Below are 12723 nucleotides of genomic sequence, written 5' to 3'. Positions count from 1 at the left end.
CTGGTCGAACTCCACACCACAGTCTTTCGACTGAGGTCTTGGAGTTCCGGCTATCGAAGGTGGGTTTCCCCATTCGGAAATCCGCGGATCAAAGCTTCTTCGCAGCTCCCCACGGCTTATCGCAGCGTAGCACGTCCTTCATCGCCTCTCAGCGCCAAGGCATCCACCGAACACCCTTAAGGCACTTGATTGCTCTCATTATCAATGTCCACACACTCGGCAGAATGTTGTCTGCAGAACTGCCTTGCGGCACGCGCCCTCGATGAACGCTATCTGCAGCCGGACAATGATTAGAAAGACCAGCTTGCTTCGTAAGATCGTTCCGATAGCGAGGCGGTCAAGCTTCGCTAAAAGGATCATTTACAACTCGCATTCCTTTCAAGCGCAGCCTTGTGAGCTGCATTGAAAGGCGCACGAGCGCCGAAATGATCCGGAGATAATGAAGTATCGCGCAACAATTGCTTGCTGCCCGATCCAACTCGGATCGATCTCCTCTTTACGATGTCAGAAATCACGCACGTTACTGTCTATCCAGACTAGTAGGTGCGAAGTGATGTTTCGCGGACGACGGTTGAATACCTGCAAACACAGCGTCGGTGATCAAACCATCTGGTGGAGCCAGACGGGATCGAACCGACGACCTCATGCTTGCAAAGCACGCGCTCTCCCAGCTGAGCTATGGCCCCGTAACCAGAAGACGAATGCTTACCCGATGAGTGTGGTGGGCCTGGGAAGACTTGAACTTCCGACCTCACGCTTATCAAGCGCGCGCTCTAACCAACTGAGCTACAAGCCCCTAACGCATATCCCGTCAAGGACCAGGGACCCTGCTCACGCAGGCCCAGCGCGTGTTCGTCCGCGAAGAAAGAGAAACGAAGACGGCGAAATCCCGCCAATGGAGCTCAACGATCTGGCGATCTGTTGGCCCCTGATGTTTCTAAAACGATCCGATAGCTAGCCGAAGCTAGGCTGAAGGATCATCCTTAGAAAGGAGGTGATCCAGCCGCAGGTTCCCCTACGGCTACCTTGTTACGACTTCACCCCAGTCGCTGACCCTACCGTGGCCGGCTGCCTCCATTGCTGGTTAGCGCACCGTCTTCAGGTAAAACCAACTCCCATGGTGTGACGGGCGGTGTGTACAAGGCCCGGGAACGTATTCACCGTGGCGTGCTGATCCACGATTACTAGCGATTCCAACTTCATGGGCTCGAGTTGCAGAGCCCAATCCGAACTGAGACGGCTTTTTGAGATTTGCGAAGGGTCGCCCCTTAGCATCCCATTGTCACCGCCATTGTAGCACGTGTGTAGCCCAGCCCGTAAGGGCCATGAGGACTTGACGTCATCCCCACCTTCCTCGCGGCTTATCACCGGCAGTCTCCTTAGAGTGCTCAACTAAATGGTAGCAACTAAGGACGGGGGTTGCGCTCGTTGCGGGACTTAACCCAACATCTCACGACACGAGCTGACGACAGCCATGCAGCACCTGTGTTCCAGGCTCCGAAGAGAAGGTCACATCTCTGCGACCGGTCCTGGACATGTCAAGGGCTGGTAAGGTTCTGCGCGTTGCGTCGAATTAAACCACATGCTCCACCGCTTGTGCGGGCCCCCGTCAATTCCTTTGAGTTTTAATCTTGCGACCGTACTCCCCAGGCGGAATGCTTAAAGCGTTAGCTGCGCCACTAGTGAGTAAACCCACTAACGGCTGGCATTCATCGTTTACGGCGTGGACTACCAGGGTATCTAATCCTGTTTGCTCCCCACGCTTTCGTGCCTCAGCGTCAGTATCGGGCCAGTGAGCCGCCTTCGCCACTGGTGTTCTTGCGAATATCTACGAATTTCACCTCTACACTCGCAGTTCCACTCACCTCTCCCGAACTCAAGATCTTCAGTATCAAAGGCAGTTCTGGAGTTGAGCTCCAGGATTTCACCCCTGACTTAAAGACCCGCCTACGCACCCTTTACGCCCAGTGATTCCGAGCAACGCTAGCCCCCTTCGTATTACCGCGGCTGCTGGCACGAAGTTAGCCGGGGCTTATTCTTGCGGTACCGTCATTATCTTCCCGCACAAAAGAGCTTTACAACCCTAGGGCCTTCATCACTCACGCGGCATGGCTGGATCAGGGTTGCCCCCATTGTCCAATATTCCCCACTGCTGCCTCCCGTAGGAGTTTGGGCCGTGTCTCAGTCCCAATGTGGCTGATCATCCTCTCAGACCAGCTACTGATCGTCGCCTTGGTAGGCCGTTACCCTACCAACTAGCTAATCAGACGCGGGCCGATCTTTCGGCGATAAATCTTTCCCCGTAAGGGCTTATCCGGTATTAGCACAAGTTTCCCTGTGTTGTTCCGAACCAAAAGGTACGTTCCCACGCGTTACTCACCCGTCTGCCGCTGACGTATTGCTACGCCCGCTCGACTTGCATGTGTTAAGCCTGCCGCCAGCGTTCGCTCTGAGCCAGGATCAAACTCTCAAGTTGGACTTGAACTTTGAACCGGCTGATCACAACGTTTGACGAGGTCCCACCATTTTTCATCGACCGAAATCGACGAGCTGCCTGCGATTCACATCGCTGGCAACGATGGTGTTTCCTTTAAAACGTGTACCGCCGAAGTCTTTCGTCCCCTCTCAGAACTCAAAAGCCGAAGCTCTCAAGTATTCCGAGAGGCGCAAGGACTCCGCCGTCCACGTTTCTCTTTCTTCATCTTCACTTGTCAAACAGCCCGGGACCGGAGAGGCCCCAACCTTCCTGAGAGGAAGGGTTCCGACACCCTTACCGACGATGGATGAACTCCAACCGACTGGTGTCGGCTGTTGTGTCACTCAACAAGGTGAGGAGCATCAGTGGCGCGTTCGCTCGCCTTGGTCAGTGACCCGGCGGCGCCGCGCTCAGTGGTTGGGGTTATAGGCCCCACCTTCCGGGCTGTCAACGCCAATCGTCAACAAATCGTCGCACAGTGGATTGTCGAAAAAATTCCAGCGATTCCAGTCGATTAGCGGGGGCTCTAGCGCGCCAACCGAAGCCGGGCGGCAAAAAATCTCAAAAAAAGTTTGCGCCCCAGGGGGCTCGGGAGGGGCTCCGGAGGGGCTCCGGAAGCGGCTTCGGGCGCCCTCCCCGGACGCGCCCCAGCGCCCGCCCCTTCAGGAAACTTTTTCCCTATTAGGCGCCGTACTAGAGCCACAATCCCGCGGCGTTCTGATATGAGACTAGCTTGAATCGCAGGGATGCCAGTGGGGGCTGCCGGCGGTTTGCGTGGGGTCAGAGGAAGGCGATCATACGATGAAGCGGCCTTCTTCAGACATTCGAGAGACATCGAGAGATTCTTTTTCCGCTTAGCTGTTCGTAATTTCGGCCGGCCCGTGTCATCAGGGCCTTCTGACCGCGGACGCCTGTGCGGCTTGCCGTTTCCTGCGATGCCCCTCCAAGAGGGCGGCCAGGAAAGGGCTCGAAACCAGGCTGGTATGGGCCTCTTGGGTCGTTGATTGGGGGACTTGGGTTGAACCACAGGACGTCACGCGGCGCTTACGGGCGTGAGACCGGGATCATCGATCTCGGCCACGAGCCGCCGCTTTCCGTCGATGGTTCCGAAGCTGCCGTCATCGATCGCCGTCGTGTTTCGGTACAATGGTTCAGCGGGACAATTCTGACCGGACTTTGCGGCGCAGCCCTGATCGGCGGCGCCGTTTTCGCTTCGCTCGACGGCGAGATGACCTTCGCCAAGGTGCCGGAGCGGGTCGAAGGCGCGCTGCGCGGTGCATTTGGCGCAGCTGATCGCGCCGCTACCCTGCACAAGAGCGACCGCCTGCCGCCGCCGAACGAATCCACGGCCTCGCGCAACATCGTGCGCGTCTCCACGGTGGCCCGCGTCGGCAATCGCGACGTGATGCGAGTGCGCCCCTTCGTCCGGATCGCCGGCAATCTGTCGATGACCACGAGCGACCTGTCGGCGAAAATTCCGCCGTTCAACGCCCAGCGCCTGCTCACCGACGTCGGCTCCGATCCGAAGACCGCCGCCGACGATCCCAACAACCCCGAAGCGGTCGAACCCGACGCCGAGGTCTCCTTCGTCACCAAGGACCTGTCGCCGGTGCTGCCGAAGGCCAAGATTTCCGCGGTGGTGGCGCTCGACGACATCCTGATGCGAGTCCGCGATGCCGCCAACTGGCGCGGCAATGGCGGGGTGCGCTACGCCTCGCTCGCCAATGCCACCGCCGACGTTTCCGGCGCGACCGACATGAAGATGGCCTACGCCACCGAAGTGTCGCCGTCCGATCCCTATGCCGGCTTCGAGACCCGCGTGGTGCCGGAAAACGTCACGCTGCTGCCGAAGACCAAGGAGCAGATCACCGGCGGCAATCCGAACGGCGAGCGCGTCCATCTGGTCAAGAAGGGCGACAGCGTCGGCTCCGTCCTGCGCGATCTCGGCGCGACCGCCGACGAGATCAAGGCGATCACTGCTACGCTCGGTCCCCGCGGCCGCGACGGCGGCCTGAAGGAAGGCGAGAAGCTCCGCATCCTGATGGCGCCGGCAAGCCCCGGCGCCCGCCTCCAGCCTTATCGCGTCGTGGTTGCAAACGACACGGTGGTCGAGGCGATCGCAGCTTTGTCCGACCTCGGCAAATACGTCGCGGTCGACGTCTCCAGCATGAACACCGTCGCCGACGCCACCGCCAACGCCAACAGCGACGACGATGACGATGACGACGGCACTGGCGTGCGGCTCTACCAGAGCATCTACGAGACCGCGATGCGCAACAAAGTGCCGATGCCGGTCATCGACGACATGATCAAGATCTACTCCTACGACGTCGATTTCCAGCGCAAGGTGCAGCCGGGAGATTCCTTCGACGTGTTCTATGCCGGCGAAGACGAGGGCGTGACGTCGAGCGAAAAGAACGACGTGCTGTTCGCTTCGCTCACGGTCGGCGGCGAGACCAAGAAATACTACCGCTACCAGAGCCCTGACGACGGCGTGGTCGATTACTACGACGAGAGCGGCAAGAGCGCGAAGAAGTTCCTGGTCAGGAAACCCGTCAACAACGCCATCATGCGCTCCGGTTTCGGCGGTCGCCGCCACCCGATCCTCGGCTACGTGAAGATGCACACCGGCGTCGACTGGGCCACCGCCTACGGCACGCCGATCTTCGCCTCCGGCAACGGCGTGATCGAGAAGGCCGGCCCCGAAGGCGGCTATGGCAAGTACATCCGCATCAAGCATAACAACGGCTACGAGACCGCCTACGGCCACATGTCGGCCTTCGCCAAGGGCATGGAGATCGGCAAGAAGGTGCGGCAGGGCCAGGTGATCGGCTTCGTCGGTTCGACCGGCGCGTCGACCGGACCGCACGTCCATTACGAAATCCTGGTCAACGGCCGCTTCGTCGATCCGCTGCGCGTGAAACTGCCGCGCGGCCGCTCGCTGGAAGGCCCGATGCTGGCCGGCTTCGAGAAGGAGCGCGACCGGCTCGACGGCATGATGAGCGGCCGGGGCGGCGCCATCGCCCGCATTTCGGATGCGACCGGCGGACCGTTGCAGGTCACCAACCGGTAAGCCGGCAACCGGCCGATATCGACCGGACATCTTCATCGACACGGCTGAATGGGCGCTTTCGAAGTGACGCCGCTTTACGGCGTTACAACGTCAAGTTTCGTTTGCCAAAGCCGCATGACGGGCGAATACTTTCCAAAAATGGGAGGTCACGCATGAAGAACAGGCTTGCCTGCGCAGCGGTCGTTGCTGCGATCGTCTGCACCACGAGCGCATCGGCCCAGACAGTACCGGCGACTTGGGAGGTCAAGAAACTCGTCCCCGGTTCGGCGTTCCATGGCGTGCATGGGCTCGGGGTCGACAAGGCCGGCCATCTGTTTGCCGGCAGCGTCGCCGGCGCCATGCTCTACGAGGTGGACATCGCCGGCGGTACCGCCAAGGTTGCAATCCCTGCTCCGATCGGGATGGCCGACGACATCGCATTCGCGCCCGATGGCACCATGGCCTGGACCGGTTTCCTGACCGGCGATCTCTATTCGCGCAAGGGTGACGGCCCGATCAAGAAGCTCGCCTCCGGTCTTCCCGGCATCAACTCGCTCGCCTTCCGCAAGGACGGCAGGCTCTACGCCACAACCGTTTTCCTCGGCGACACGCTCTACGAGATCGACGTCGAGGGCGTCAAACCGCCGCGCCAGATCATGGAGAAGATGGGCGGCCTCAACGGCTTTGAGTTCGGCCCCGACGACAAGCTCTACGGTCCGCTGTGGTTCAAGGGACAGGTCGCAAAAGTCGACGTCGACAAGGCCGAGCTGACCGTGGTCGCCGAAGGTTTCAAGATCCCGGCCGCCGTGAACTTCGATTCCAAGGGCAATCTCTGGGTGGTCGACACCGCGCTCGGCCAGCTGGTGCGGGTCGATCCCAAATCCGGCGCCAAGACCGTGGTTGCGCAGCTGAAGACGTCGCTGGACAACCTCGCGATCGACGACAAGGACCGCATCTACGTCTCCAACATGGCCGACAACGGCATTCAGGAGGTCGATCCCGCGACCGGTAAGGCCAAACAGATCATCATGGGCAAGCTGGCGCTGCCCGGCGGCATCGGCGTCACCACCGACAACGGCAAGGACACGCTCCACCTCGCCGACGTGTTCGCCTATCGCACCATCGACGGCGCGACCGGCGAGGTCACCGAGAAGGCACGCATGCACGCCGACGGCGTCACCCTCGAATATCCGATGAGCGCGACGGCAAAGGGCAACGACGTGGTGCTGCTGTCGAGCTGGTTCACCGGCACCGTGCAGCTGATTGACGCCAAGACCGGCGCGACGCGCGACATGCTGCATGGCTTCAAGGCGCCGCATGATGCCGTCGTGCTCGAGGACGGCACCGTCCTGGTGGCCGAGCTCGGCACAAAATCGCTGGTCCGCGTCAGCGGCGAACACGGCAAGGATCGCACCACGCTGATCGGCGGCCTCGAGGGACCGGTCGGGCTGGTCGGTGGATCGGCTGGGGAGGTCTATGTCACCGAAGCCTTCGCCGGGCTCGTGTCCCGGGTCGACAAGAACGGCGAAAAGACCGTGATCGCCAAGGATCTGAAAACGCCCGAGGGCATCGCGCGGACGAGCGACGGCAAGCTGGTCGTGGCCGAGGTCGGCGCCCAGCGGCTGATCGAGATCGCGCCCGACGGCAAGGTGACCGAGATCGCGGCCAATCTCCCGATCGGCCTGCCAGGCGCGCCTGGCGGCCTGCCGACCAACATTCCGACAGGGGTGGCCATCGGCGGCTCCGGCGTCATCTACTTCACCTCCGACATCGAGAACGCGATCTACAAGGTGGCGAAGAAGTAGCCTCCCGCCGAAGCGGCACCCGGTCGATGGAACCGGCGCGCGGCTTCCCCGGTTAAATGGAGGGGAAGCCGACAGCAGGAGGATCACCCATGAGGCGCCTCTCCCGCGACGACATCGTCAAGACCGTGGATCGGGCCGACGACGTCACCATCGCCCGGATCATTGGAACCGGCGCGACCGTCGACGAACTGGCGGAAGCGCAGGCCTGGCTCGCCAATGACGAGCCGATGATCAACGATCTCCGGCCACTCGCCCACGGCCGCGTCCGCGAGCTCGTGGACATCCTCTCCGAGATCGACGAGGACGGCGACGAGGACGGTCCGGCACCTAGCCCTGCGCCGACGGAAAACTAGCTCGCGCGAATCCGCGCGAACACTTCCGACGGCATCATGCCGAACATGTCGCGGAAGGCCGTGCTGAAATGCGCGGAGCTGGAAAAGCCGGCGCCATGCGCCGCCTCGGTCAGCGATTGCCCCTGTGCGACCGCCCGCGCGGCTGCGCCGATCCGGCTCCAGATGCGGTAGCGGCGGAGCGGCACACCCGTGGCTTCCTTGAACAGATGCAAAAAGCGCGAGGATGAAAGCCCGGCCTGGCGGCCGAGTTCGGCTAGCGTGTGAGAACCGCTGGGCTCCTCGCGCATCCGCCTCACGGCAGCAACAATTCTTGCATCCGGCTGCGCGCTTGATCCGATTCCAAGCCTATCGCGGACTGCCTGCCGCGCTTCGTCAGATTCGAGGCGTCGCTCGGCGATGTCGCCAAACAGCGTGACAACCGGTCGCTCGTCGATCATGTCGAACGCGGCCCTCGATCCGACCTCCTTCATGCGCGAACGAAGCGCCTCGATATCGCGTCCGAAGGGATCGACATAGAGGAAGGCCATCCGTCCGGCATCCACGCGCAGATGGTGCAGGCTGTTGGGCATGATCAGCACGAGCGCGTCTTGCGATAGGACGGTGAGCGTGCCCTCGGATGGTCGGCCACGCCGATCGTCCCGTCGAGCGCGACGGCCAGCACGGCGGTGGCATTGCGGTGGGGTGTCAACCCGAAGGCCGGACCGAGATAGAGCACCCGCGCGCCCCAATCGAACATCCGCGCCTGCATTGGCCCGACCTTGGGCGGCGTGCCGATAGCCAGTTCCTGAAAGCCCGGTGGCGAGGTCATGCCTTACCATAGCGCACCGGCACAACGCTGCCGATGACCCGGGAGATCATGTCGATGGAGAAAGTTCTGGCGGATGACGCCGCACAAACCGCCGCGATCCGCGCCGCCGTCGCGCGCTATGCGGCCGCCTGGCAGGCCGGTGACCGCGCCGCGATCGCCGCCTGCTACCACGACCAATTCACGCTGCATTATGCCGGGCATAACCCGCTCGCCGGCACCCACCGCGGCAAGCCGGCCGCGCTTGCCGCTCTGGCCGAGGTCGCACGCCGCGCCAACCGGAAACTTCTTGGCATCGACGAATTGATGGCCGGGCCGCGGCGCGGCGCCATTCTCGCGCGGGAATCGTTCAGCCGGGACGGTCGCACGGCCGAACTGGAACGGCTGCTGGTCTATGCCGTGCGCGACGGCCTGCTGAGCGAATGCTGGGTCTACGACCGCGATCAGGCGGCGGTGGACGCGTTCTTCGCGGATTGAAAAACGCCCTCCGCGATTTCAGCGCGGAGGGCGTGCATTTTCATCAGTTCAGCTTCCGCTTCGACACCGGCGCCTCGAATTGGGCGATCTCCGCGGTTTGCGGTGCCTTGCCGTTGAAGGTCAGCACGTTGCCTTCGGACGAGATCGCGACGTTGTCGCCGTCCCTGACGTCGCCGGCCAGGATCATCTCGGCGAGCGGGTCCTGGAGGTAGCGCTGGATCACCCGCTTCAGCGGCCGTGCGCCATAGGCGGGATCCCAGCCCTTGGCGGCGAGCCAGTCGCGGGCTGCAGCATCGAGCGTCAGCACGATCTTACGATCGGTCAGGAGCTTCTGGAGTCGCGCGAACTGGATCTCGACGATCCGGCCCATCTCGCTCCTCTGCAGGCGATGGAACAGGATGATCTCGTCGACGCGGTTGAGGAATTCGGGGCGGAAATGTCCCCGCACCATTCCCATCACCTGCTCGCGGACGGCCGAGGTGTCTTCGCCCTCGGGTTGATTCACCAGGAACTCGGAACCAAGATTCGAGGTCATGATGATCAGCGTGTTGCGGAAATCGACGGTACGGCCCTGGCCATCGGTCAGGCGGCCGTCGTCGAGCACCTGCAACAGGACGTTGAAGACGTCAGGATGCGCTTTCTCGATCTCGTCGAACAGCACGACCTGGTAGGGCCGGCGCCGCACCGCTTCGGTGAGCGCGCCACCCTCGTCGTAGCCGACATAGCCCGGAGGCGCGCCGATCAGCCGCGAGACCGAATGCTTCTCCATGTACTCGGACATGTCGAGGCGGACCATCGCGGTCTCGTCGTTGAACAGGTACTCCGCCAAGGCTTTGGTCAGCTCGGTCTTGCCGACGCCGGTCGGCCCCAGGAACATGAACGAGCCGGTCGGCCGGTTCGGGTCCTGCAAGCCCGCGCGGGAGCGGCGCACGGCGGTTGCAACCGCACGCACGGCCTCGGCCTGGCCGACGACGCGGGTGCCGAGCTGCTCCTCCATCTTCAGGAGCTTTTCCTTCTCGCCTTCCAGCATCTTGTCGACGGGCACGCCGGTCCAGCGCGAGACCACCTGCGCGATGTGGTTGGCGGTGACCGCCTCCTCCATCATCTCGCCGGAATTCTCCTTGGCCTCGATGTCGGCAAGCTTCTTCTCGAGCTCCGGGATCCGGCCATAGGCCAGCTCGCCGGCCTTCTGGAATTCGCCGCGCCGCTGGGCGTTGGCAAGCTCGACGCGCAAGCTGTCGAGCTCTGCCTTCAGCTTCTGGGCATCGGAGAGCTTGTTCTTCTCCGCGCTCCAGCGCGCCGTCAGCGCCGCAGACTTCTCCTCGAGCTCGGCAAGGTCCTTCTCCAGCGTCTGGAGCCGGGTCTTGGAGCCGACATCGCTTTCCTTCTTCAGCGCCTCCTGCTCGATCTTGAGCCGGATGATTTCGCGGTCGAGCGAATCCAGCTCTTCCGGCTTGGAATCGACCTGCATCTTCAGCCGCGCCGCGGCCTCGTCCATGAGGTCGATCGCCTTGTCCGGCAGGAAGCGGTCGGTGATGTAGCGGTTGGACAGCGTCGTGGCGGCCACGAGCGCGGAATCGGTGATCCGCACGCCATGGTGCTGCTCGTACTTGTCCTTCAGCCCGCGCAGGATCGAGATGGTGTCCTCGACCGAGGGCTCGCTGACGAAGATCGGCTGGAAGCGCCGCGCCAGCGCCGCGTCCTTCTCGACGTGCTTCTGGTACTCGTCGAGCGTGGTCGCGCCGATGCAGTGCAGCTCGCCGCGCGCGAGCGCCGGCTTCAGCAGGTTCGATGCGTCCATCGCGCCGTCGCCCTTGCCGGCGCCGATCAGCGTGTGCATCTCGTCGATGAACAGGATGAAGGTGCCCTCGCTCCCGGTCACTTCCTGGAGCACGGCCTTCAGCCGCTCCTCGAACTCGCCGCGGTATTTCGCGCCGGCAATCAGCGCACCGAGATCGAGCGAGAGCAGCTTCTTGTCCTTCAGGCTCTCCGGCACGTCGCCATTGACGATGCGCAGCGCAAGACCTTCGGCGATGGCGGTCTTGCCGACGCCGGGCTCGCCGATCAGGACGGGATTGTTCTTGGTCCGGCGCGAGAGCACCTGAATCGTGCGGCGGATCTCCTCGTCGCGGCCGATGACCGGGTCGAGCTTGCCGTCGCGCGCCGCCTGGGTCAGGTCGCGGGCATATTTCTTCAGCGCGTCATAGGCGTTCTCGGCGGTCGCCGAGTCGGCCGTGCGGCCCTTGCGCAGCGCCTCGATGGCCGCGTTGAGGTTTTGCGGGGTGACACCGCCCTTGCTGAGGATCGCGCCGGCCTCGCTGGTCTTCTCCAGCGTGAGGCCGAGCAGCAGCCGCTCGACGGTGACAAAACTGTCGCCGGCCTTCTCGCCGGCCTTTTCAGCGGCATCGAAGGTGCGGGCCAATTCGGGCGCCAGATAAATCTGCCCGCCGCCGCCGGAGACCTTCGGCACCTTGTTCAGGGCGTCTTCGGTCGCCTTCAGAATTGCGCGGGAATTGCCGCCGGCACGGTCGATCAGACCGGCAGCGAGCCCCTCATTGTCGTCCAGGAGGACTTTCAGGACGTGCAGGGTTGAAAACTGCTGGTGCCCCTCGCGCATCGCAAGCGATTGCGCCGACTGGATGAAGCCCCTGGATCGTTCGGTATACTTCTCAATGTTCATCTTTTCTGTCCCTCGGCCTGCCCATGAAGCCCTCTAAGGCACTCCACACGGCATCTTCATTGGGTTTCCGATTACCGCATTGACGTTTCTCAACCGGTAACGGTCGTTATTTACCGACGCTGCCGCCGGCCTGAGGCAGATGTGGGAAGCGGCTCGCGGGAGCGAAAGAGGCGAGTTCACAATTTCGTGCGCTGTTTGGCCGGCTTGGCGCCAGCAGGTCGAATCCCCTAAGTAGCGGCATGACAGCCAGCCAGACCGCCGAAATCACCGATCTCTATCGCTATCCAATCAAGGGCCTGACGCCGGAGCGCCTGCCCCGCGTCGCCTTGCGGCGAGGGGAAACCCTGCCCGCTGACCGCCGCTACGCCATCGAGAACGGCCCGAGCGGGTTCGATCCCGAGGCGCCGGCCTGGAAGCCGAAGATCCAGTTTCTGATGCTGGCGCGCAATGAGCGGCTGGCTTCCCTCGACAGCCGGTTCGAGGACGCGACCAACCGCCTGACCATCCGCAAGGACGGCCAAATCGTCGCCAGCGGCGATCTGGAGACCGCCGCCGGGCGCGCCGCCATCGAGCGCTACTTCAGCGAGAACTTTCAGCCGGAGCTGAAGGGCCCGCCCAAGGTTCTGTCGGGCCGCGACCACAGCTTTTCCGACGTCGCCCGCAAGGTCGTGTCCATCATCAATCTCGACAGCGTCCGCGCGATCGAGGCCATGCTCGGTGGCACCGCCGTCCACCCCCTGCGCTTCCGCGCCAATCTCTACGTCAAGGGCTGGCCGGCCTGGTCCGAGCTCGACCTCGTCGGCCAGACGCTCGCGATCGGTCAGGCCCGGCTGCAGGTGGTCAAGCGCATCGTCCGTTGCCCGGCCACCAATGTCGATCCGGAGACCGCAAAGCGCGACCTCGAAATCCCGCCGACGCTCTCGCGCCATCTCGGCCACATGGATTGCGGCATCTATGCCGAGGTGATCGCCGGCGGCGAGATCGGCGTGGGCGATGCGGTCGCGGTGGAAGAGCCGAAGCTGGTGTGAGCTTCGTAGGGTGGGCAAAGCGAAGCGTGCCTACCAACTCCGTTAGC

The 12723-nt window shown here is 62.8% G+C and carries 8 protein-coding genes, 2 tRNA genes and 2 rRNA genes (1 of these 12 cut by a window edge); 5 read left to right on the top strand and 7 right to left on the bottom strand.

The features are described 5' to 3' along the window. From XI08_RS42125 to XI08_RS42110, 4 genes are all read right to left on the bottom strand, one after another. Positions 1–191: ribosomal RNA gene (locus XI08_RS42125) — 23S ribosomal RNA — on the bottom strand (it extends 2682 nt beyond the left edge of the window). 419 nt (positions 192–610) lie between these two features. Beyond that, positions 611–686 (bottom strand) — tRNA-Ala (locus XI08_RS42120). Positions 687–719: 33 nt separating this feature from the next. Next, positions 720–796, bottom strand: a tRNA-Ile gene (locus tag XI08_RS42115). 191 nt (positions 797–987) lie between these two features. After that, positions 988–2476: ribosomal RNA gene (locus tag XI08_RS42110) — 16S ribosomal RNA — on the bottom strand. The 16S and 23S rRNA genes sit together here with 2 tRNA genes alongside, the layout of an rRNA operon. Before the next feature lie 1018 nt (positions 2477–3494). Here XI08_RS42110 and XI08_RS42105 point away from each other — a divergent pair. From XI08_RS42105 to XI08_RS42095, 3 genes are all read left to right on the top strand, one after another. Then, positions 3495–5549 carry a M23 family metallopeptidase gene (locus XI08_RS42105; RefSeq protein WP_025575852.1) on the top strand — a complete coding sequence of 685 codons (2055 nt, stop codon included), beginning with the start codon at positions 3495–3497 and terminating at the stop codon, positions 5547–5549. A gap of 152 nt (positions 5550–5701) precedes the next feature. Beyond that, on the top strand, positions 5702–7333 hold the full coding sequence (locus XI08_RS42100; protein ID WP_271578943.1) for a Vgb family protein: 1632 nt from the start codon (positions 5702–5704) through the stop codon (positions 7331–7333). An 89-nt stretch (positions 7334–7422) separates the two neighbouring features. After that, positions 7423–7686 (top strand): hypothetical protein, encoded by a 264-nt coding sequence (locus XI08_RS42095; protein WP_271578942.1) that lies wholly within the window; start codon positions 7423–7425, stop codon positions 7684–7686. Here the strand turns inward: XI08_RS42095 and XI08_RS42090 are convergent. Together XI08_RS42090 and XI08_RS42085 are read right to left on the bottom strand one after the other, a co-directional pair. Further along, positions 7683–8255, bottom strand: a complete 573-nt coding sequence (locus tag XI08_RS42090) for a helix-turn-helix domain-containing protein (RefSeq protein ID WP_271579121.1) — start codon at positions 8253–8255, stop codon at positions 7683–7685. The genes XI08_RS42095 and XI08_RS42090 overlap by 4 nt on opposite strands. Before the next feature lie 2 nt (positions 8256–8257). Further along, positions 8258–8494 (bottom strand): hypothetical protein, encoded by a 237-nt coding sequence (locus tag XI08_RS42085; RefSeq protein WP_271578941.1) that lies wholly within the window; start codon positions 8492–8494, stop codon positions 8258–8260. A 33-nt stretch (positions 8495–8527) separates the two neighbouring features. Here XI08_RS42085 and XI08_RS42080 point away from each other — a divergent pair, with 33 nt between their 5' ends. After that, the gene (locus XI08_RS42080) at positions 8528–8968 is read left to right on the top strand and encodes a nuclear transport factor 2 family protein (protein WP_271578940.1); all 441 of its coding nucleotides are present in this window, start codon (positions 8528–8530) and stop codon (positions 8966–8968) included. A 43-nt stretch (positions 8969–9011) separates the two neighbouring features. Here the strand turns inward: XI08_RS42080 and clpB are convergent, their stop codons facing one another. Next, on the bottom strand, positions 9012–11648 hold the full coding sequence (gene clpB / locus XI08_RS42075) for an ATP-dependent chaperone ClpB (protein ID WP_271578939.1): 2637 nt from the start codon (positions 11646–11648) through the stop codon (positions 9012–9014). A 239-nt stretch (positions 11649–11887) separates the two neighbouring features. Between clpB and XI08_RS42070 the strand changes: the two genes are divergently transcribed. Continuing rightward, a complete protein-coding gene (locus XI08_RS42070; RefSeq protein ID WP_271578938.1) occupies positions 11888–12676 on the top strand; it encodes an MOSC domain-containing protein in 789 nt (262 codons plus the stop codon). Positions 12677–12723: the final 47 nt, after the last annotated feature.

Source organism: Bradyrhizobium sp. CCBAU 11361 (assembly GCF_028128935.1).
GTDB classification, from domain to species: Bacteria; Pseudomonadota; Alphaproteobacteria; order Rhizobiales; family Xanthobacteraceae; genus Bradyrhizobium; species Bradyrhizobium niftali.
This window is presented reverse-complemented; position numbering and strand designations above follow the sequence as displayed.

What these genes read in the sequence shown, in the direction of transcription:
- XI08_RS42100 (WP_271578943.1), top strand. Translation starts at nt 5,702, where the DNA reads ATGAAGAACAGGCTTGCCTGCGCAGCGGTCGTTGCTGCGATCGTCTGC.
- XI08_RS42095 (WP_271578942.1), top strand. Translation starts at nt 7,423, where the DNA reads ATGAGGCGCCTCTCCCGCGACGACATCGTCAAGACCGTGGATCGGGCC.
- XI08_RS42090 (WP_271579121.1), bottom strand. Translation starts at nt 8,255, where the DNA reads ATGCCCAACAGCCTGCACCATCTGCGCGTGGATGCCGGACGGATGGCC.
- XI08_RS42085 (WP_271578941.1), bottom strand. Translation starts at nt 8,494, where the DNA reads ATGACCTCGCCACCGGGCTTTCAGGAACTGGCTATCGGCACGCCGCCC.
- XI08_RS42080 (WP_271578940.1), top strand. Translation starts at nt 8,528, where the DNA reads ATGACCCGGGAGATCATGTCGATGGAGAAAGTTCTGGCGGATGACGCC.
- clpB (WP_271578939.1), bottom strand. Translation starts at nt 11,648, where the DNA reads ATGAACATTGAGAAGTATACCGAACGATCCAGGGGCTTCATCCAGTCG.
- XI08_RS42070 (WP_271578938.1), top strand. Translation starts at nt 11,888, where the DNA reads ATGACAGCCAGCCAGACCGCCGAAATCACCGATCTCTATCGCTATCCA.